At 63.0% G+C, this 20,538-nt stretch carries 21 protein-coding genes; 6 read left to right on the top strand and 15 right to left on the bottom strand.

Going from position 1 to position 20,538, the window contains the following annotated elements:
* Positions 1–105: 105 nt before the first annotated feature.
* The 9 genes from msrQ to mrcB form a co-directional block, all read right to left on the bottom strand.
* Complete coding sequence (msrQ, locus tag CR917_RS04400) at positions 106–732, bottom strand: protein-methionine-sulfoxide reductase heme-binding subunit MsrQ (RefSeq protein ID WP_104571935.1); 627 nt, start codon at positions 730–732, stop codon at positions 106–108.
* Positions 732–1,745: a protein-methionine-sulfoxide reductase catalytic subunit MsrP gene (gene msrP / locus CR917_RS04395; protein WP_054916522.1), complete on the bottom strand. Its 1,014-nt coding sequence runs from the start codon at positions 1,743–1,745 to the stop codon at positions 732–734. Before msrP ends, msrQ begins: the two co-directional genes overlap by 1 nt.
* A gap of 63 nt (positions 1,746–1,808) precedes the next feature.
* The gene (gene pssA / locus CR917_RS04390; protein ID WP_043863786.1) at positions 1,809–2,669 is read right to left on the bottom strand and encodes a CDP-diacylglycerol--serine O-phosphatidyltransferase; all 861 of its coding nucleotides are present in this window, start codon (positions 2,667–2,669) and stop codon (positions 1,809–1,811) included.
* A gap of 146 nt (positions 2,670–2,815) precedes the next feature.
* Entirely contained in the window at positions 2,816–3,832 is a 1,017-nt protein-coding gene (gene ilvC, locus CR917_RS04385) for a ketol-acid reductoisomerase (RefSeq protein ID WP_043863787.1), read from the bottom strand.
* 53 nt (positions 3,833–3,885) lie between these two features.
* Complete coding sequence (gene ilvN, locus CR917_RS04380; RefSeq protein ID WP_043863788.1) at positions 3,886–4,377, bottom strand: acetolactate synthase small subunit; 492 nt, start codon at positions 4,375–4,377, stop codon at positions 3,886–3,888.
* A 2-nt stretch (positions 4,378–4,379) separates the two neighbouring features.
* Complete coding sequence (locus CR917_RS04375) at positions 4,380–6,104, bottom strand: acetolactate synthase 3 large subunit (RefSeq protein ID WP_043863936.1); 1,725 nt, start codon at positions 6,102–6,104, stop codon at positions 4,380–4,382.
* A gap of 422 nt (positions 6,105–6,526) precedes the next feature.
* Positions 6,527–6,856 carry a YqcC family protein gene (locus CR917_RS04370; protein WP_054916523.1) on the bottom strand — a complete coding sequence of 110 codons (330 nt, stop codon included), beginning with the start codon at positions 6,854–6,856 and terminating at the stop codon, positions 6,527–6,529.
* Positions 6,856–7,593: a hypothetical protein gene (locus tag CR917_RS04365; protein WP_054916524.1), complete on the bottom strand. Its 738-nt coding sequence runs from the start codon at positions 7,591–7,593 to the stop codon at positions 6,856–6,858. Before CR917_RS04365 ends, CR917_RS04370 begins: the two co-directional genes overlap by 1 nt.
* 27 nt (positions 7,594–7,620) lie before the next feature.
* Entirely contained in the window at positions 7,621–9,942 is a 2,322-nt protein-coding gene (gene mrcB, locus CR917_RS04360) for a penicillin-binding protein 1B (RefSeq protein WP_104571934.1), read from the bottom strand.
* 118 nt (positions 9,943–10,060) lie between these two features.
* Here mrcB and CR917_RS04355 point away from each other — a divergent pair, with 118 nt between their 5' ends.
* The 3 genes from CR917_RS04355 to CR917_RS04345 all read left to right on the top strand — a co-directional run bounded on the left by CR917_RS04355 (position 10,061) and on the right by CR917_RS04345 (position 12,512).
* A complete protein-coding gene (locus CR917_RS04355; protein ID WP_043863792.1) occupies positions 10,061–11,623 on the top strand; it encodes a bifunctional aminoglycoside phosphotransferase/ATP-binding protein in 1,563 nt (520 codons plus the stop codon).
* Positions 11,624–11,727: 104 nt separating this feature from the next.
* On the top strand, positions 11,728–12,072 hold the full coding sequence (locus CR917_RS04350; protein WP_043863793.1) for a pentapeptide repeat-containing protein: 345 nt from the start codon (positions 11,728–11,730) through the stop codon (positions 12,070–12,072).
* Between the two features lie 167 nt (positions 12,073–12,239).
* Positions 12,240–12,512: a TfoX/Sxy family protein gene (locus CR917_RS04345; RefSeq protein WP_043863794.1), complete on the top strand. Its 273-nt coding sequence runs from the start codon at positions 12,240–12,242 to the stop codon at positions 12,510–12,512.
* Positions 12,513–12,759: 247 nt separating this feature from the next.
* On the opposite strand, the gene CR917_RS04340 is transcribed toward CR917_RS04345, so the two are convergent.
* The 4 genes from CR917_RS04340 to CR917_RS04325 are packed head-to-tail and all read right to left on the bottom strand — an operon-like array spanning position 12,760 to position 16,352.
* Entirely contained in the window at positions 12,760–13,659 is a 900-nt protein-coding gene (locus CR917_RS04340) for a ChaN family lipoprotein (protein ID WP_104571933.1), read from the bottom strand.
* A gap of 10 nt (positions 13,660–13,669) precedes the next feature.
* On the bottom strand, positions 13,670–14,437 hold the full coding sequence (locus CR917_RS04335; protein WP_043863796.1) for a heme ABC transporter ATP-binding protein: 768 nt from the start codon (positions 14,435–14,437) through the stop codon (positions 13,670–13,672).
* The gene (locus tag CR917_RS04330; RefSeq protein WP_088514006.1) at positions 14,437–15,474 is read right to left on the bottom strand and encodes an iron ABC transporter permease; all 1,038 of its coding nucleotides are present in this window, start codon (positions 15,472–15,474) and stop codon (positions 14,437–14,439) included. Before CR917_RS04330 ends, CR917_RS04335 begins: the two co-directional genes overlap by 1 nt.
* A complete protein-coding gene (locus CR917_RS04325; RefSeq protein WP_104571932.1) occupies positions 15,471–16,352 on the bottom strand; it encodes a hemin ABC transporter substrate-binding protein in 882 nt (293 codons plus the stop codon). The genes CR917_RS04330 and CR917_RS04325 overlap by 4 nt, the downstream gene beginning before the upstream one ends.
* Positions 16,353–16,518: 166 nt before the next feature.
* On the opposite strand from CR917_RS04325, the gene CR917_RS04320 reads away from it, so the two are divergent.
* Positions 16,519–16,836, top strand: coding sequence for a Rieske (2Fe-2S) protein (locus tag CR917_RS04320; protein WP_043863799.1), 318 nt, complete (start codon positions 16,519–16,521; stop codon positions 16,834–16,836).
* Here CR917_RS04320 and sfsA read toward each other — a convergent pair.
* Both sfsA and CR917_RS04310 read right to left on the bottom strand, forming a co-directional pair.
* Complete coding sequence (gene sfsA / locus CR917_RS04315; protein ID WP_043863800.1) at positions 16,829–17,539, bottom strand: DNA/RNA nuclease SfsA; 711 nt, start codon at positions 17,537–17,539, stop codon at positions 16,829–16,831. The genes CR917_RS04320 and sfsA overlap by 8 nt on opposite strands.
* Positions 17,539–18,711, bottom strand: coding sequence for a pyridoxal phosphate-dependent aminotransferase (locus CR917_RS04310; protein WP_043863801.1), 1,173 nt, complete (start codon positions 18,709–18,711; stop codon positions 17,539–17,541). Before CR917_RS04310 ends, sfsA begins: the two co-directional genes overlap by 1 nt.
* 210 nt (positions 18,712–18,921) lie before the next feature.
* Here CR917_RS04310 and dksA point away from each other — a divergent pair, with 210 nt between their 5' ends.
* Positions 18,922–19,368: an RNA polymerase-binding protein DksA gene (gene dksA, locus CR917_RS04305; RefSeq protein WP_043863802.1), complete on the top strand. Its 447-nt coding sequence runs from the start codon at positions 18,922–18,924 to the stop codon at positions 19,366–19,368.
* 66 nt (positions 19,369–19,434) lie between these two features.
* On the top strand, positions 19,435–20,322 hold the full coding sequence (gene gluQRS / locus CR917_RS04300; protein WP_104571931.1) for a tRNA glutamyl-Q(34) synthetase GluQRS: 888 nt from the start codon (positions 19,435–19,437) through the stop codon (positions 20,320–20,322).
* Positions 20,323–20,538: the final 216 nt, after the last annotated feature.

Raw genomic sequence — 20,538 nt, 5'->3', positions numbered from 1 at the left:
CAGCCTGACCTGAAACGTCCAACTCATTGATATTCAAGGAGTTTTTCGTTCCGACTGCGCCGGAAGTGGGGCGAATTATAGAGAGATTAAATCGTGCGTCAAGGGCTAATTTGAAACTTTCGTCACCGATACACGCTTGCGTCCTCCCACACGGGGAATGCGCCTCTCTATAGAAGGCACTCTCAGCAGCATCAACAACCCACCGATGACCGCGTACACCGTCCATTCCTTGAGGTCTGCCCGCACTATCCACAGAAAATGCAGCAGCCCCAGACCCAGGATCACGTAAACAAGCCGGTGCAGCTTCTTCCACCGCGCGCCCAAGCGGCGCTGGCTGTAGCGGTTGGAGGTCACCGCCAGTGCCAGCAGCCCGACAAGCGCCAAACTCCCAACAATGATGTAAGGGCGCTTGCGCAACTCGACGCCCAACTGCCCCCAGTCCAACCCGAGGATAAAGAACAGGTAGGCACACAAGTGCATCAGCACATAGGCAAAGCACCACAGGCCGAGCTGCCGGCGCACCACGATCCAGCCAGACCAGCCTGTCAGCTTCTGCAACGGCGTCATGCAAAGCGTTACCAGCAGCATGACCAGAGCACCCTGCCCCATCCTGTCCACCAGCACCTTGCCCGGATCGGGGCCCAGCGCATCGAGCACAGCCTGGGCCAGCCAGTACAGCGGCCAGACACAAGCCAACAGAAAGGCCGCGAAACGAAACAGTGGATAGCGCATCAGTAGTTCTTCCGCAGGTCCAGGCCGCTATATAAAGAAGCCACTTCGTCCGCATAGCCGTTGAACATCTGCGTATCGCGAACGTTGGGGCTGAACAGGCCGCTGGGCAGCCTGCGCTCACGGGCCTGGGTCCAGCGTGGGTGGTCCACCGTGGGGTTCACGTTGGCATAGAACCCGTACTCTTCAGGCGCGATGTTCTGCCAGGTGGTGCGCGGCTGCTGCTCGACCAGGCTGATACGCACGATGGACTTGATGCTCTTGAACCCATACTTCCACGGCACCACCAGGCGCAGCGGCGCACCGTTCTGGTTGGGCAGTTCGCGGCCATACATGCCCACCGCCAGGATGGCCAGCGGGTTCATCGCCTCATCCAGTCGCAGCCCTTCCACATAGGGCCAGTCGATCAGGGCGAAGCCCGAACGCTGCCCGGGCATGTGCTTTGGATCCTGCAGGGTTTCGAAGCGGATGTACCGGGCCTTGGAGGTCGGTTCCACCTGCTTGAGCAATGCCGAAATCGGAAACCCCAACCAGGGGATCACCATCGACCAGGCCTCCACACAACGCAGCCGGTAGATGCGCTCTTGCAACTGATAAGGCTTCATGAAGTCTTCGAGCGCATAGCGGCCCGGCTTACCGACCTCGCCATCCACCACCACCGTCCATGGCGAAGTCGGCAGCGCACCCGCGTTGGCAGCAGGGTCGCCCTTGTCGGTACCGAACTCGTAGAAGTTGTTGTAGTGCGTCGCATCCTTGAACGGCGTGATCGCTTCACCCTTGACCGTTACCGCCTGCCATTGGGTGCCCGGCAGTTTTTCGGCAAACCAGTTGGGGGCAGCACCGGCGTCGACGTCCGCATACTGCGAAACCTCGGCGGCAGCGGCCCAGCGCGGCAAGCTGCCGACCGCCAATGCAGCCGCAGTGCCACCCAGCAGAGCGCGTCGGGAGAGATAGAGGGACTCAGGCGTGATATCCGATTCTTTGCAGTCGGAAGGCCGGGACAGCTTGATAAGCATAAAGACTCCGTAGAACCGGTGAGCTGATGCACCAGTAGACTACGGAGCCTTGGGGAAATTACATCACTGCTCGGTGGTTTTCTTGCGACGCGAACGCAACAGGTACTGGATAGGACCCGACGCGGCATACGCGAGGAAAATCAGCAGCAGAATGCGTGGCGGATCGCTGAACACCACCGCGAACACCAGCACCACCACAAGGATCGCCACAAACGGCACCCGCCCCTTGAGGTCCAGCTCCTTGAAGCTGTTGTACTTGATGTTGCTGACCATCAGCATGCCGGCAGCCGCCACCAGCAGCGCCACCAGGAACGAGAGCTTGGAACCCTGGATGCCATAGTCGCTGAACGCCCAGACCGTACCCGCAACCACGCCGGCTGCCGCCGGGCTGGCCAGGCCGATGAAGTAGCGCTTGTCGGCCTTGCCGACCTGGGTATTGAAGCGTGCCAGGCGCAATGCCGCACCCGCCACATAGATGAAGGCAACCATCCAGCCGACCTTGCCCATGTCACCCAGCGCCCAGCCGAAGGCCAGCAACGCCGGGGCCACGCCAAAGGCGACCATGTCGGACAACGAGTCGTACTCGGCGCCGAAGGCGCTCTGGGTGTTGGTCATGCGGGCAACACGCCCGTCCAGACCATCGAGCACCATGGCGACGAAGATCGCGATGGCAGCGAAAGCGAAGTACTTGCTCGCTTCGCGCGGATCACCGGCACTCAGGGCGCTCTGCGCACTCATGGAGTTGATGATCGAATAGAAACCGGCGAACAGGTTCGCAGTGGTGAACAGGTTGGGCAGCAGATAGATGCCGCGATGCCGTACCTTGCGTCCTTCGGCGTCATGCCCTTCTTCAACATGCTCATCGATCGGTAGCAGGCTTTCGGCGTCAGAGGCCTTGTTCGGCTCTTCGGGACGTTCGCTCATGGACATTACCTTGCAACGGTTTGGAAAGTTTCGACAGACGTCTGCGACGAGGGTTCGCCGGCAAACGATGAAGCTTTATACCAGAAGCTGACTGCCTAAACGAAAAAACGCGGCCGAAGCCGCGTTTTCATCGCATCAGATCAAGATCAGTTCTTGGCCTTGTCGACGATTTTGTTCGCTGCGATCCAAGGCATCATCGAGCGCAGTTGCTCGCCGATGACTTCGATACCGTGGGCAGCGTTGTTGCGACGCTTGGCGGTCATCGAAGGATAGCCGGTAGCGCCTTCGCTGATGAACATCTTGGCGTATTCGCCGTCCTGAATGCGTTTCAGGGCATTGCGCATGGCCTGACGGGATTCGGCGTTGATGACTTCAGGGCCGGTCACGTACTCGCCGTATTCGGCGTTGTTGGAGATCGAGTAGTTCATGTTGGCGATACCGCCTTCGTACATGAGGTCAACGATCAGCTTCAGTTCGTGCAGGCACTCGAAGTAGGCCATTTCTGGCGCGTAGCCCGCTTCAACCAGGGTTTCGAAGCCGGCCTTGACCAGCTCGACGGTACCGCCGCACAGAACGGCCTGCTCGCCGAACAGGTCGGTTTCGGTCTCGTCCTTGAAGGTGGTTTCGATGATGCCGGTACGGCCGCCACCAACGCCTGCGGCGTAGGACAGGGCAACGTTCTTGGCATTGCCGGAAGCGTCCTGGTAGATAGCGATCAGGTCAGGGATACCGCCGCCTTTCACGAACTCGGAACGCACGGTGTGACCAGGCGCTTTTGGCGCGATCATGATCACGTCCAGGTCAGCACGTGGAACGACCTGGTTGTAGTGGATAGCGAAACCGTGGGAGAAGGCCAGGGTGGCGCCCTTCTTGATGTTCGGCTCGACTTCGTTCTTGTACAGCTGCGACTGGAACTCGTCCGGGGTCAGGATCATGACCAGGTCGGCACCGGCAACAGCGCTTGCCACGTCAGCCACTTTCAGGCCGTGGGCTTCGGCTTTGGCAACGGTGGCCGAACCTTTACGCAGACCGACAGTGACATCCACACCGGAGTCTTTCAGGTTGCACGCTTGAGCGTGGCCCTGGGAACCGTAACCGATGATGGCAACTTTCTTGCCCTGGATGATCGAAAGGTCGCAGTCTTTGTCGTAGAAAACTTTCATGAAAATACCCCTGGTTATCTCGGCCCTTTCAGGCCATTCGCTAATTTTTTGAGTTAGATGCTGAGCACTTTGTCGCCACGGGCAATGCCGGTGACACCACTGCGTACTGTTTCGAGAATGGACGCGGTACCAATCGACTGGATGAAGCTGTCCAGCTTGTCGCTGGTGCCCGACAGCTGCACGGTATAGACCGTGCTGCTGACGTCGACGATCTGCCCACGATAGATATCGGTGGTGCGCTTGATCTCGGCACGCTGCGCACCCGTGGCCTTGATCTTGACCAGCATCAGTTCACGCTCGATGTGCGCGCTTTCCGACAGGTCGACCAGCTTGACCACTTCAACCAGCTTGTTCAGGTTCTTGGTGATCTGCTCGATCACCTCGTCATGACCAACCGTGGTCAACGTCAGGCGCGACAGGGTCGGGTCTTCGGTCGGGGCGACGGTCAGGCTTTCGATGTTGTAGTTGCGCTGCGAGAACAGGCCGACCACACGGGACAAGGCACCTGGTTCGTTTTCCAACAGCAGGGAAATAATGTGCCGCATGATTAGGTCCGCTCCGTCTTGCTCAGCCACATATCGCGCATCGAGCCGTCTTTGATCTGCATCGGGTAGACGTGCTCGCTGTTGTCGACCTGGATATCGATGAACACCAACCGGTCTTTCATGGCGAAGGCTTCCTCGAGCTTGGGCTTGAGGTCCTTCAGGTCGGTGATGCGGATACCCACGTGACCATAGGCTTCGGCCAGCTTGACGAAGTCAGGCAGCGATTCCATGTAGGAGTGCGAGTGACGGCTGTTGTAGGCCATGTCCTGCCATTGGCGAACCATGCCCAACACGCCATTGTTCAGGTTGACGATCTTTACCGGCAGGTCGTACTGCAGGCAGGTAGAGAGCTCCTGAATGTTCATCTGGATGCTGCCCTCGCCGGTGACACAGGCAACGTCCTGGTCCGGGAAGTTCAGCTTGACGCCCATGGCCGCCGGGAAACCGAAGCCCATGGTGCCCAGGCCACCGGAGTTGATCCAGCGGTTCGGCTTGTTGAAGCGGTAGTACTGCGCCGCGAACATCTGGTGCTGACCCACGTCGGAGGTGACGAACGCATCCCCCTTGGTGACTTCGCACAGGGTTTCGATCACGGTCTGCGGCTTGATGACGCTGCCATCGCCCTTGTTGTACGGGAACATGATGCCGTCGCCACGCCATTCGGCAATCTGCTTCCACCAGGCATCCATCGCCGCCTGATCAGGCTTCTCGCCGATTTCGCGCAAGGTGGCGAGCATTTCGCTCAACACGCTCTCGACCGGGCCGACGATAGGCACATCGGCCTTGATGGTCTTGGAGATCGATGCCGGGTCGATGTCGATGTGGATGACCTTGGCATTCGGGCAGAACCGCGCCGGGCCGTTGACCACACGGTCGTCGAAACGCGCACCGACGGCAAGGATCACGTCGGCATGGTGCATCGCCAGGTTGGCCGTGTAGCTGCCGTGCATGCCGAGCATGCCCAGGAACTGACGGTCGGTGCCCGGATAGCCACCCAGCCCCATGAGGGTATTGGTGACCGGCAGGTTGAGCAGTTGCGCGACCTCGGTCAACGCAGCCGAGCCACCACCGAGGATCACGCCACCGCCGGAGTAGACGATCGGACGCTTGGCGGCCAGCAGCATCTCGGCGGCCTTGCGGATCTGACCCGAGTGCCCGCGAACGGCCGGGCTGTAGGAGCGCAGCTTGACCTTTTTCGGGTAGACGTACTCGAACTTCTCGGCCGGGTTGGTCATGTCTTTCGGAATATCGACGACAACCGGGCCAGGACGACCGGATTCAGCCAGGTAGAAGGCTTTTTTCAGGATTTCAGGAATTTCCGAGGCATGTTTGATCATGAAGCTGTGCTTCACGATCGGCCGCGAGATACCGATCATGTCGGTTTCCTGGAAGGCATCGGTACCGACCATGGTGCTGGGCACCTGACCGGAGAGGATGACCATCGGGATGGAGTCCATGTACGCCGTGGCAATACCGGTGATGGCATTGGTGGCACCCGGACCGGAAGTCACCAGTACCACGCCGGCCTTGCCGGTGGCACGGGCATAGCCGTCGGCCATGTGGGTTGCCGCCTGCTCGTGGCGAACCAGGATGTGGCTTACTTCCGGTTCCTTGAACAGGGCATCGTATACATGCAGGAGAGCACCGCCAGGGTACCCGTAGATGTGCTTAACGCCTTCGTCACGCAAAAAGCGGACGACCATTTCAGCGCCAGATAAAAGCTCCACGTTGTTCACCTCTAAAACGCCAGAATACCGTCCAGGCAGGACGGGTCTTAATAGGTTTACTGCCAAGCAGAGCATGAGCGACGAAATCGCCGACTACGTCAGCACTGACTGAGCAAGTATTGGGAGCGCCCCAAAGTGTTGCGGGGTTTTCCCACCCAGCGCGAGGTAACGCGTTGCGGGGTGTAACAGGTCGGCGCGGGTGTGCGCCTCATGATCTGCTTAGCGGGTCTGCTTCTGGCAGTCCCTCTACAGCGGAAACTGGATTCTTCTGATTCTGCGCCTGCAAGTCAAGAAAAATTATTGCCAATTTTTCCAAATGACGATCCGCAGCCACCACGAATTACAAAGACAGCAGCAGAAAAACAAACTTCAGAAACAAAAAGAGCCACAATCTGCGGCTCTTAGGGTGAAAATAGGGAAATTCAGGCAGAAGCACTGATCAATTGGTCAAACTCTGCTAATAGACGACGCAACTCGCGACTTTCTTGCGGCCGATCCACGTACACCGTTTCAGCCATCACCAGGATGCCCGAGGCACTGGGCAGCGGCGCACCGCTTTCGAGTATCTGTTTCATCTTCGGCAGAAAGATCCACTGCAGCCACTGATCGAAGTTCATGGCGTCGACGGCGAACGGCGTGGTGCTGGCCAGGGCTTGCGCACTGGGCGCCTCGGCGGACCACCAGCCCTGCCTGTGCAGCTCGTGCTCTATCAGCAGCAGGTGGTCTGCAATCGCCAGAATGCGCGCCTCCATTACAGGCTGACCTTGGCTTTCTGGCGAGCCAGCGCGGCGCCGGCGGCGTCACCCTGCTTGTCGCGCGCCTGGGCGATGATGTCCCACAGGCCGGCCTGCAGATCGGGGCGACCGTTGGCGTAGGTCAGGGCACGGCGCGCCAGCTGTTCGGACTGCGCCGCATCGCCCTGGGCCAGTCGCACCTGGGCCAGACGGTAGAGTACCTGCGGTTCACGCGGGGCAATGCGCTGGGCACGCTCAAGGCTGGACGAGGCGCCGTTGAGATCGCCGCCGGTCTGCTGCGTCTGCGCCGTGGTCAACAGCGCCAGCACCGGGCCATCGAGCTGTTCGTCAGCCGAGAGGCCGCCGCTGCCGGTGTTCGAACTGGGGATGCCGGTGGGTGCGCTCGGTGCGCTGTAGCCACCGCTGCTGGTGCTCGGGAACGGCGCCGAATTCTGCGGGCCTGGGGTAATCGGCCCGGTGTCGATCGACGCGGGCCCGGTAGGCGCCGCAAAGGTCTGGATCGGCTCGGAGCCGGCGCCCTGGGGCACCATCACCGTCACCCCGGAATCCTGCGGCATCGCCTGCGCCTGGCGAGTACCGGTGTTCACGGCAGCGCCGGCACGGTTGGCCGATACCCGCTCGCTGTTGGAAACCCGCGTCCCTGAATCCACTACGGGGATCGAGCCACGCTGCACGCTGGCGCAACCTGTAAGCAAAGCCAGTGCCGTCAAGGCAGGAAACAACCACTTGTTCACGTCACACCCTCTTTGCTGTGCTTTGGCTTAATTCATCCAGCCCTTGACCCAGTCCATCACGGACTCGGCAGGTGCCTGCTCGCCGCCACAGGCGGCGCCGGCCACTGGCTCACTGCCGCGAATATACGGCATCTGTACCGCGCCCGGGCAGCTGGCATCGGAACCTTGGCCGGTATGCGGATCGACCCAGGCCTGCACCACGTTGTCAGGCTGTGGCATGTCCAGCGGCAGCGGGTCGGCCTTGCGCATGAAGCTGGTCCAGACCTGCAACGCGCCGGTGGCGCCGGTGAACGGTGTCTTGCCGTTGTCATCGCGACCCAGCCACACCACTGCCAGCAGGTCCTGGCTGAACCCTGCGAACCAGCTGTCACGCGAATCGTTGCTGGTACCGGTCTTGCCGGCCAGGTTCAACGAACTGGGCAATACACTGTAAACCGAGCGCCCGGTACCTTCACGCATCACCCGCTGCATGGCGTTCTGCACCAGATAGATGGAGCCCGGGTCGAAGGTCTGCTGGATCTGGAACGGGTAGCGCTTGAGCGGCTCGCCCTCGGCGGTCAGCACGCTGCGGATGCCTCGCATCGGCGTGTTGAAGCCGCCATTGGCCAGGGTCTGGTACATGGTCGCAACCTGCACCGGCGACATGCCCCCGGCACCCAGCAGCATCGACGGGAAGGCCGGCCAGTCGACGTTGACACCCAGGCGGCCAATGGTCTTGAGCACGTTGGGCACGCCCACTTCCAGGCCAAGCTTGGCGGTCGACAGATTGTAGGAATTGGCCAGCCCCTGGTACAGGAAGATCGTGCCATGGGCGCGCCGGTCGTAGTTCTGCGGCTTCCACACCTGGCCGTCGGCGCCCTTCACCGAGAAGGGTTCATCCTGCACCCAGCTGGTGAGGGTGAACTGGCTCGGTTTTTCCAGCGCGGTCAGGTACACCGCCGGCTTGACCAGCGAGCCGATGGGACGCACGGCGTCGATGGCACGGTTGAATCCGGCAAACCCGGCCTGGCGGCTGCCGATCAGTGCCTGCACCTCCCCGGTTTCCGGGTTGGTCACCACCATCGCCGCCTCGACTTCGTCCGCCCCCTTGCGCCCGCTGAGGCGCTTGAAGGTTTCGTTCATCGCCGCTTCGGACTTCATCTGCAGGATCGGGTCGAAGCTGGTGAAGATACGCAGCCCCTCCTCGGTCAAGTCTTCGTCACGGTAGTCCTGGCGCAACTGGCGCTTGACCAGATCGAGGAAGCCGGGGAACGAGCTGTCCGCCAGGCTGCCGCGCTTGGTCACACCCAGTGGCATTTTCTTCGCGGCCTCGACCGCTTCGGGGGTCGCCACGCCCTGCTCGGCCAGCAGGTCGAGCACCAGGTTGCGACGCGTCAGCGCGCGTTCCGGGGAACGACGCGGGTTGTAGTAGGACGGCCCCTTGACCATGCCCACCAGCAGCGCCACCTGGTGCAGCTTGAGCTCGGACAGCGGCTGGCTGAAGAAGAACTGGCTGGCCAGGCCGAAACCGTGCACCGCACGCTGGCCATCCTGGCCCACGAACACCTCGTTGAGGTACGCCTCGAGGATGTCGCGCTTGCTGTAGTGGGCTTCGAGCAGCAGCGCCATAATCGCTTCGTTGAGCTTGCGGCTGAGGCTGCGCTCGTTGGTCAGGTAGAAGTTCTTGACCAACTGCTGGGTCAGGGTACTGCCGCCCTGGCGCATGGCGCCGGACGAGGTGTTGACCCAGATGGCCCGCGCAATCGACTTGGGCGACACTCCGAAGTGGTGGTAGAAGTCACGGTCTTCCACCGCCACCAGGGTTTCGAGCAGATAGGGCGGCGCCTGATCGAGCTTGATCAGGATGCGGTCTTCGAGGTTCTTCGGGTAGATGCCGCCGATCAGCAGCGGCTCCAGGCGCACCACGTCGAGCTTCGAGCCATTGGTACCGCTCAGGCCGGCAACGTAGTCGCCAGAGAAGCGCACGCGCACGCCCTGGGCTTTTTCCATGCCTTCATAGAACTGGAAGCCGCGGGTATTGAGGTCGATGGTGTTGCCGTTGACCGAGGCCGCGCCCGGGCCGTTGGCCACGCTTTCGCGGCGATAGCCCAGGGCATCGAGCTCGATCAGGAAGTCGTTCTTGCTCAGCTTCTGCCCGACGAACAGCTCGAGCGGGCGCGCGTAGACCTTGGCCGGGATGGTCCAGCGTTTGCCGGAGAATTTCTCCTGGACCACGGCATCGAGATAAACCGCAAAGCCGGCCAGCACCACAAGGCCGACCAGGCTGAGCTTGAGGGCCCAGCCCAACCAGGCGCGCGCGCGGCCAGAAGGGCGTTTTTTAGAGGTACGGGAAGATCGGGTACGAGTCATGGCGGCGGATTATACGCACTTTATGGCTTGTCGACAGACGCCCTCCGGCGGTTTGCAGCGGCCCCGCTTGCCGCCATAATGGTCGATTCGAATCTCCCACGACCCAGAAGGATCGACCGTGAGCCAAGCCTTGATCGCCGCCCTGCAAAACCCGGCCCTGTTTGCGCACCCTGTAAAGGAATTCCAGGTCATCGAGACGCACATTTCCTGGGTGCTGCTCACGGGCGAATACGCCTACAAGATCAAGAAACCGATGAACTTCGGCTTCCTGGACTTCACCGAGCTGTCGGGTCGCGCGCATTTCTGCGCCGAAGAACTGCGCCTCAACCAGCGCCTGACCGACGACCTGTACCTGGAAGTACTGCCCATCACCGGCAGCGTCGAGGCCCCGCAGCTGGGAGGTGACGGCGCGCCGATCGAGTACGCGCTGAAAATGCGCCAGTTCCCCCAGAACCAGATGCTCAGCACGCTGCAGGCCAATGGCGAACTGACCGCTGCGCATATCGACCAGATGGCCCGCCAGATCGCCCAGTTCCACCTGGCCGCACCGAAAGTGGCTGTCGAACACCCGCTGGGCACGCCCGACAGCGTGATGGCTCCGGTTGAACAGAACTTCGAACAGATTCGCCCGTTCCTCAGCGACAAGGCCGACCTGGTGCAGCTCGATGCGCTGCAGGCCTGGGCGCGCAGCAGCTTCGATCGACTGCACGGCCTGTTCGAAACGCGCAAGGCCGAAGGTTTCATACGCGAGTGCCATGGCGATATCCACCTGGGCAACGCCACACTGATCGACGGCAAGGTGGTGATTTTCGACTGCATCGAATTCAACGAACCCTTCCGCCTGACCGATGTGTACGCCGATACGGCGTTCCTGGCCATGGACCTGGAAGACCGCGGCCTCAAGTCGCTGGCGCGGCGCTTCATCAGCCAGTACCTGGAAATCACCGGCGATTACGCCGGCCTCGAACTGCTGAACTTCTACAAGGCCTACCGTGCTCTGGTGCGGGCCAAGGTCGCGCTGTTCAGCATGCCGGCCGACGCCGATGGCGTACAACGGGCCACCACCCTGCGTCAGTACCGCAACTACGCCAACCTGGCCGAAAGCTACAGCGCTATCCCGTCGCGCCTGCTGGCCATCACCCACGGTGTGTCGGCCGTTGGCAAAAGCCATGTCGCCATGCGCATGGTCGAAGCACTGGGTGCCATTCGCCTGCGCTCGGACGTTGAACGCAAGCGCCTGTTCGGCGAGCAGGCCGAGCAGGCCGCCGGTCAGCTGCAACAAGGCATCTACGCCGATGACGCCAGCCAGAAGACCTACCAGCACCTGCATCAGCTGGCCGGGACAATCCTGCGCGCGGGGTTCCCGGTGGTGATCGATGCCACCTACCTCAAGCAGGCACAGCGCCAGGCCGCCGCCGACGTTGCCAGCGAAACCGGCGTTCCCTTCCTGATCCTCGACTGCAATGCACCGGACGCCGTGATCGCCAGCTGGCTGGCACAGCGCCAGGCCGACCAGAACGACCCGTCCGACGCCACTCTGGAAGTGGTCGCCGCCCAGCAAGCCAGTCGCGACCCGCTGACAGGCGAAGAGCTGCTCAAGGCCAAGCGCGTGGAAACCAACGAAAGCGGCAGCCTGGATGAACTGGTCAAGCAGATTCGCCAGCGCCTGCCCGGCCTTTAAAACGGCGAGGGCGTGAAGCAGTCCACACTTCACGCCTCTATCTCGGGCGCCTCCGCACAGTGGCACTATAATGCCATCATCAGGCCACACAAGGAGGCGCCCTCATGAACCAGCCACGCCAGCTCGACAGCGCGCTATACGCTCTGGTGCACAAGGAACACATCGCGGAATTCAATCGTGAAAAGCCCAGGAACGCCATTGTCGACTTCAAGGACGGTGACTTTCGAGGGCTGGACCTGCGCAAGCTGGACACCGAGGGCATCGATTTCAGTGGCGCCTACTTTCGCGCCTCCGACCTGCGTGGGCTGGACCTGCGCGAGAACTGCCTCGAAGGTGCCAGCCTGGCCCATGCGCAGATCTCCGGCACCTACTTCCCCGCAGAACTGAGTGCCGACGAGATTCTGATGTCGGTCAATTTCGGCACCCGCCTGCGTTACCGCACCCGCTGAAAGCATCTGCCTACAGCCACCACCTGCCAATGCCGGCGGTGGCTGCAGGCCCCGCCGTGCACCGCCCATGGCAAAACGCCGCGTATTTTCCAACTGCCGCTACACTCCTTCTTGACCTGCCCACGAATCAATCTCCAGGACCCGTTCAGCCGTCGCAAGGAGGCTTGATGAACGATGAACTTCAGCATCTGAAAAATCTTGGCAAGACGTCGGCGCAGTGGCTGCATGCGGTGGGCATCCACAGTCTCTCGGACCTTCGTCGGCTGGGCGCGGTGAACGCCTACCACGCGGTACGCAGCCGCGGCTTTCGTGCCTCGAAGGTGCTGCTCTACGCGATAGAAGGCGCGCTGCTGGATGTGCACTGGAACGACATCCCCGTTGAACGCAAGGATGCGCTGAACAAACAGCTGGATGCCAAGGCGCCCTGCAAAAATAATTGAAATAAGCAGAATGAAAGGATTGACTTCGAAATGAGAATCGTTATGATTATCACAACTGGTCGCGAGACTGGTTGGATATTCTGAAAGACCTTGGTTCGGACTCTCAGATTATCTCCTCATCAGGCTAATCACGGTTATTGACCCGGCACTTTGCCGGGTCTTTTTTTGCCTGGGATTTGAGTTGCCTGTCATGGCCTATGCACTGGCAAGCCAGCGAAAAAGGGCCACCACACATTCACAGCCTGTATCACCCGCCCTTGCGCAGGCTCGCGCAGTAATCCTGCTCGGCCACGCCAGCGGTAAACCACACGTAATCGGCCATGCCTGCGTCCACCTTTTCCCCCACCTGCGCCAGCATCAGCACGCTGGTGCCCTGCTCTACCCCCAGGTCCAGCAGATGCAAGGGCACGCCCAGGTCGTTGCGCACGTGATAGGCCCCCGCCAACAGCAGGGCCGGCGTCGGCGCCTGTATCAGGCGCTGGGCGATTCGCCGGTCACGCTGCTGCTGTACCGCCAGCATGGCCGGCATCTGCGATTCAGGCAGCAGCCCGCAATGCCCTTCACGTACCTGGTCGAGCAAGGCCTGGGTAACCCTAGCTGTCGTAGCGTGCTGCCCCTCCAACTTCGGTACCTGGCGGTAGATATCCCGCACCTCGGCGCGATCAAGGTTCGCCGCCAGCAACGGATAGGGCTGCCCCAGCGCATGGCGCACGATCGGGCCATACAGGGCCCAATCCCAACCTGATTGCCAGTGCAGCGCCGACACCAGGTCGACCGGCAGCGTGGGCTGCTGCTTGAGTGCATCCACCCGCGCCTGCTGCGCCGGCTCCAGCATCTCCAACAGCAGGCTGCCCTGCGGCCGTTGCTGCTCCAGCGCGCGTAACAACCACAACTGCAAGGCATGGTGATCGGGGTTGTCGTGCTGCTCCCCCACCAGCACCCGCGGTGCCGCAGCCAGGCGCCGGACCAGTTGCTCCGGTGTCAGTAACCGGCCTGTGCTCAACTCGCGGATCTGCCCCAGCTCGGCATGCTCGCGCCCCTGCGGGCCTTGCCACTGCGGCAGTGGCGCCAACGCTGCGCCGGACTGGCAAGCGCTCAGTCCCAACGCCAGCAGCAACAGGGTGCCAAACAGCAACGTGCGAGGCATGGGCGAGCTCCTAGCGGGCGATGATGAGCGGGTGCCCCCGCTCGGGGTGAGGTTGAACCAGTACTTCAAGGCCGAACACGGCGCGCAGCGCTTCGGGCCGAAGCACCTGTTCAGGGGTATCCAGCGCATGCGGGCAGCCACGTTCGAGCAGCAGGATGCGGTCACAATAGCGCGCCGCCAGGTTCAGGTCATGCAGGATCACCAGTACCGCCGCACCACGGTCGGCAAAGGCTCTGACCGCCTGCAACGTGGTGTGCTGATGCAAGGGGTCGAGCATGGACGTCGGCTCGTCGAGCAACAGCGTGCAGCCGTCGCCCCCTGGCCAGAGCTGCGCCAGCACCCGCGCCAGGTGCACTCGCTGACGCTCGCCCCCCGACAGCGCCAGGTAGCTGCGCCCCACCAGGTGCCCGGCATCCGCCGCCTCCAGCGCCTCGACCACAATTGCCTGGTCGCGCACCTGACCAGTGCGGTGGGGCAGTCGCCCCATGGCCACCACCTCCTCGACACGAAACGCAAAGCCCAGGCTTGAAGTCTGCGGCAGTACCGCCAGGCGTTGTGCCCGCTCATGACCGCTCCAGTCGCCCAACGCACGCTCATCCAGCAGCACACGGCCATGATGGGCAGGCAATTCGCCGCACAACGCTGCGAGCAAGGTGCTCTTGCCAGCACCATTGGGGCCCAGCACACCCAGCACCTGCCCCGGCTCGATGCCCAGGGTGATGCCATCGAGCACCCGGGTCTGCCCGCGCACCACCTGCAGGTTCTCCACCCGTAGCATCAGGCACGCCCCCGTAGCAGCAGAAAAAGGAAGAAGGGGGCACCGATAAATGCAGTGACGATGCCAATCGGCAGTTCTGCCGGCGCCAGTGCCAGCCGCGCGATCAGGTCGGCGAACAGCAGCAGCGACGCTCCGGCCAGCAGCGACGCCGGCAGCAACACGCGATGGTCGGGGCCGGACAACAGTCGCACCATGTGCGGCACCACCAGCCCGACAAAACCGATCAACCCCGCCGCCGCTACCGCCGCCCCCACGCCCAGCGCGGTGCAGAACACCAGTTCGCGCTTGAGTGTTTCGACCTCGATACCCAGGTGGCGCGCCTCCGACTCACCCAGCAGCAGGGCATTGAGCGCCTCGGCCCGGCGTGGCAGCCACCAGGTCACCACCACCGCCACCAGCAACAACGGCCACAGGCGCGTGTAGCTTGCGCCATTGAGACTGCCCAGGTTCCAGAACGTCAGCGTACGCAGCGTGGCGTCATCGGCAAGATAAGTGAACAGCCCCACCACCGAGGCGGCCAGGGCGGTCAGGGCGATGCCCGCCAGCAGCATGGTGGCAACACTGGTCTGACCGTCACGCCGGCCCAACCGGTAGACCAGCGCGGTCACGCCCAGCCCGCCGAGAAAGGCGAAGATCGACAACAGATAGGGCGCGAACACCTCGGGCACGCCCCCCAGCCAGTTGCCGCCCACAATCGCCACCGCCGCCCCGAGTGCAGCACCGCTGGACACCCCGACCAGGCCGGGGTCGGCCAGCGGGTTGCGAAACAGGCCCTGCATCGCCACCCCGGAAATCGCCAGCACCGCGCCGACCACCAGCCCGAGCAAGGTGCGCGGCAGACGAATCTGGCCCAGGATCAGTTCGGCCTGCTCCAGCCCCTGGGCCTGAATCGGCACGCCTATCAGGCGCAGCCCGGCTCGCAGGGTGTCGAGCAACGGCAGGCTGACCGGCCCCAGGGCCAATGACAGCCACACCGCCAAAAGGCACAGCAGGCTCAGGCCGATGAACAGAGCACGCGGTGGTACCAGTCGATTCATGGGGCCAGTTGCGCCTTGGCCGCCGGGTAGAAGGCTTGCGCCAGCGCTTGCAGGCTGGCCGGCTGACGCGGCCCGAGGCCGCCCACCAGCAAGGTCGGGTCAAGTTCGACCAGACGCTTGTCCCGTGCTGCGCGAGAGGCCGCCAGCGCCGGGTTTTCCTTGAGCAGGGCCTGCAGCGCCGCCTCGCCCGACAGGCTGCGATCGGCAAACACCAGCACCTGGGGGTTCAGCGCCGCCAGCGCCTCGACCGAGAAGTTCTTGTAGCCGTCATTGTCGGCCAGGTTGCGCCCGCCGGCCTGGCGAATCATCCAGTCGCCTGCGGTCCCCTTGCCCGCGATCATCGGCTTGGCACCGCCATGCCCCACCAGCAGAATCACGCCAGGGGCCGCCTGACTGCCCTGCACTGCCTTGATTCGTGCCGCCAGCCCGTCAAGCTGCTGCCGGTACTCGCCGAACAGGCGCTCTGCCTGCGCCTCGTCGCCCATCAGGCGGCCCAGTTGCCGGAGGTTGCCATGTACGGCCTGCAGCTCGGGCGTGCTCGAAAACAACTCCACCTTCACCCCGGCCCCCCGGAGCTGCTTGAGCACCTCTGGCGGGCCCATTTCCTCGGTGCCCACCAGCAGGTCCGGGCGCAAGCTGAGCACCCCTTCGGCCGACAGCTGACGCTGATAGCCGATGCTGGGCAGCGCCTTGAGGCTCGCCGGGTGCTGGCTGGTGGTGTCGACGCCCACCAGCCGCGACTCGCCGCCCAGCGCCACCACCCACTCGCTCAGCGCACCGCCGGCACTGACCCAGCGGGTGGCCAGGGGTTCGGCCTGGGCCGCCGAGTTGAAAACAAGCCCGATACACAGGGCGATCAGGCTGGCACGTCGGCGCATAGCAAGGCTTCCTTAGATGAAGGCGGACCGTTGTCCAGGTGGATAACGGTTGGGCAGTGCCCGTACTCGCGGTATAAAGACGCCGGGCACGGCTATTGCGGGCAATTTGATAATTATTTGCATTTGGACGTCAAGCCGACTCTCGTTTCTTCAAGTGAACCTACCCATGCACCTTCTTTGCCGCCCGTCCGAGCTGGGCGAGGGCCAGAGCCGCGGCTTCAAGGCCGCAGGCATCGACCTGTTCGGCGTACGTCGCCAGGGCCGCGTCTACCTGTACCGCAACCGCTGCCCGCATCGTGGCATCGGCCTGAACTGGGAGGCAGACCAATTCCTGGACCCCAGCGCCCAACTGATCGCCTGCGTTCATCACGGCGCACTGTTCGTGCCGGAGTCCGGTGAATGCGTGGCCGGCCCCTGTACCGGGGATGCATTGCAGGCCCTGGACTGCCGGGAAGACAGCCAGGGCATCTGGCTCATTACGTGAGCATCACCGGCAATGCGCGGTCGATGCTGATCTGCTCGCCGTCCAGGTGCACGCCGTAGGCCAGCACCTCGACACCTTCGGCTGCCGCTGCACGCAAGGCCGCGGCATAGGCGCTGTCGATTTCCTCGGCCGGGCGCACCGCATCGATGCCGCTCAGGTTCACGCAATACAGTTGTACCGCCCGCACACCCTGGCGCACCAGTGCCGACAGTTCGCGCAGGTGCTTGGCGCCACGTTGGGTCACCGCGTCGGGAAACGCCGCTATCCGCGAGCCGTCGAAGCCCAGGGTCACGCTCTTGACCTCGACATAGGCCGGCCCTGTGGGGTACTCCAGGCGAAAATCGATGCGGCTGCGTTCCTCGCCATAGGCCACCTCCCGCCGGAGCGCCGTGAAGCCGGCCAGCTCGGTGATGCGCCCGGCGTGCAGCGCCTCTTCGACGATGGCATTGGCCCGCCCGGTGTTCACACAGGCCAGCCGGCCTTGCGGGGTCTCGGCGATTTCCCAGGTGCCCGGCAATTTGCGCTTGGGGTCGCTGGACCGACTGAACCAGACCTTGCCGCCCTCCAGCATGCAGTTGAGCATCGACCCGGTGTTGGGGCAGTGGATGGTCATCTGTTCGCCGTTGGCCAGTTCGATGTCGGCCAGAAAACGTTTGTAGCGACGCAGCAGGCGCGCCTGCTCAAGTTCGGGGAAAAAACGCATCAGCCTTGCCAACTCCGCAAACCGCGGGCGATCCGCTCGACCGCCTGCTGCAGGCGCGGCAGGCTCTGGGTGTAGGCAAACCGCACATGGTGCCCGGCCTGGTGACGACCGAAGTCCAGGCCCGGGGTGAAGGCTACGTGCTCGGTTTCGAGGAAGTGCTGGCAGAACGCGAAGGCATCACCGCCGAACGCGCTGATATCGGCGTACAGGTAGAACGCCCCTTGCGGTTCCACCGCGATACCGAAGCCCAGCTCGCGCAGGGCCGGCAACAGGAAGTCGCGACGCCGCGCGAACTCGGCGCGACGCTCCTCGAAAATCGCCAGCGTGCGGGGTTCGAAACAGGCCAGCGCAGCATGTTGGGCCATGCTCGGCGCACTGATGTAGAGGTTTTGCGCCAGCTTCTCCAGGTCGGCGACCGCTGCAGGCGGCGCTACCAGCCAGCCGAGGCGCCAGCCGGTCATGCCGAAATATTTTGAGAAACTATTCAGCACGAAGGCGTCGTCATCGACTTCCAGCACGCTGGGGGCGTCGATGCCGTAGGTCAGGCCGTGGTAGATCTCGTCGACCACCAGGTGGCCATTGTGCGCACGGGTGGCCTGCGACAGGCTGGCCAGTTGCTCACGGTCGAGCACCGTGCCGGTGGGGTTGGCGGGCGAGGCCACCAGTGCACCGACGGTCTCGTTGTCCCAGTAACGCTCGACCAGGTCGGCATTGAGCTGGTAGTTGGCCTCGGGGCCGACCGGCACCAGTTGCGCACCGCCCTCGACCAGGCGCAGAAAGTGCCGGTTGCACGGGTAGCCCGGGTCGGCCAGCAGCCAGTGCTTGCCTGGGTCGACCAGCAGGCTGGCCGCCAGCAGCAATGCGCCCGAGCCGCCCGGGGTGATCAGGATGCGTTGCGGGTCGATGTTCACCCCGTAACGCTGGGCATAGAACCCGGCAATCGCCTCGCGCAGCGCAGGCAGGCCGCGTGCCGCGGTGTAGCGCGTGTGGCCAGCGGCCAGGGCAGCCTGGCCGGCTTCGACGATGGGCGCGGCAGTGGTGAAGTCCGGCTCGCCGATCTCCAGGTGGATCACGTCATGCCCGGCTGCCTGCAGTTCGTTGGCCCGCGCCAGCAGCGCCATGACATGAAAGGGTTCGATGGCGCGACTGCGCGCACTGTAGGGCTGGGCCATGGCCTTCTCTCAAATGGGTCTAAAATGATGATTCTACCCATGCATGGGAACGAACGTGTGGGTAAAGCCGTGGTCAACCGGGGAGACAACCGGGAGTAGCGCGCCCCGATTCGATCTGGTAAGTTCGGCGGCTCGCAGTCGCAGGGCCGGCGGGCGCCGGAGATGGAGAAGCCTGCGCAATGGATTAGAAGAGTGAGAGGCGGTCTATTCATGTCCACCCAAGAAAAGAAACAAACCGTTCAAGCCGTTGGCGACTTCACCCCCTATGAAGCTGGTAAGGGTGAGGAGTACATGAGCGATGACATGCGGGCCCACTTTGTCTCCATCCTGAACAAGTGGAAGCAGGACCTGATGAAGGAAGTGGATCGGACTGTAGACCACATGAAGGAAGAGGCAGCCAACTTTGCCGACCCGGCAGACCGTGCCAGCCAGGAAGAAGAGTTTGCGCTGGAACTGCGCAATCGTGACCGCGAGCGCAAGTTGATCAAGAAGATCGACAAGACGCTGCAACTGATCCAGGACAAGGACTACGGCTGGTGCGAAGACTGCGGTGTTGAAATCGGTGTGCGCCGCCTGGAGGCCCGCCCTACTGCCGACAAGTGCTTCGACTGCAAGAACCTTGCGGAAATCAAGGAAAAACAGGTCGGCAAGGCCTGACCTGAACAGAACGGGGCGCTCAAGGCGCCCCGTTTCATTTCTGGCTGTCGGATCTACCCGCCTGTGATGAACACCCCGCGCTACATCGGGCGCTTCGCCCCCACCCCCAGTGGTTTTCTGCATTTCGGCTCGCTGGTCGCCGCCCTCGCCTCGTGGCTGGACGCACGCGCGGTGGGCGGGCAATGGCTGCTGCGCATGGAAGACATCGACCCGCCGCGCGAAGCCCCCGGCGCCCAGGCCGCCATCCTGCACACCCTGGAAAACTACGGCCTGCACTGGGACGGCGCAGTGGTGTACCAGAGCCAGCGTCACGACGCCTATGCCGCCATGGTGCAGCGCCTGTTCCAGCAGGGCCTGGCGTACGCCTGTACCTGTTCGCGCAAGCAGCTGGAAGGGTACAACGGTATCTATCCGGGCCTGTGTCGCAACCTGGGCCACGCCCAGGAGGACGCGGCCATTCGCCTGCGCGTGCCCGAGCTGAGCTATCACTTCACCGACCGTCTGCAGGGCCGCTTCGAGCAGCACCTGGGACGCGAGGTGGGCGACTTCGTGATCCGGCGCCGCGATGGCCTGTACGCTTACCAGCTGGCAGTGGTGCTGGACGATGCCTGGCAAGGCGTGACCGATATCGTGCGCGGCGCCGACCTGCTCGACAACACTCCGCGCCAGCTGTACCTGCAGGAGCTGCTGGGCCTGTCGCAGCCGCGCTACCTGCATGTGCCGCTGATCACCCAGCCCGACGGGCACAAACTGGGCAAGTCGTATCGCTCGGCACCGTTGCCGGCGGACCAGGCCACACCCTTGCTGTTGCGGGCCTTGCGTGCTCTCGGCCAACCGGTCGAGGCGGGCATGGCGCTGGGTACGCCGAGCGAGGTACTCGCGCACGCCGCCCAGCACTGGAATACCGACGCCCTGCCCCGGCGCCTGAGCGTGCCGGAAGCCGACCTTCATTGATCGCTGCCCACTGCTGACACAGGCGCTGAGCCCTTCGCTGGCAGGCCAGCGCCCATCGGTGCACCGTTGCCCTCCAGGCCAGTACAGAACCTGGACAGCGAAGAGGCCGAAACAGCTTGCACAAAGCCCAACAAATTCAATTCGTTGGGCATTCTGGCGAAGGTCGTTTGCAGGCACCGGCCCTTCCGTTACCATCGACGCCGATTTGCGCCAATA

The organism is Pseudomonas sp. BRM28, assembly GCF_002939405.1.
Classification (GTDB): domain Bacteria; phylum Pseudomonadota; class Gammaproteobacteria; order Pseudomonadales; family Pseudomonadaceae; genus Aquipseudomonas; species Aquipseudomonas palmensis.
The sequence above is the reverse complement of the archived record's forward strand: the minus strand, read 5'-3'. Positions and strand labels throughout refer to the sequence as shown.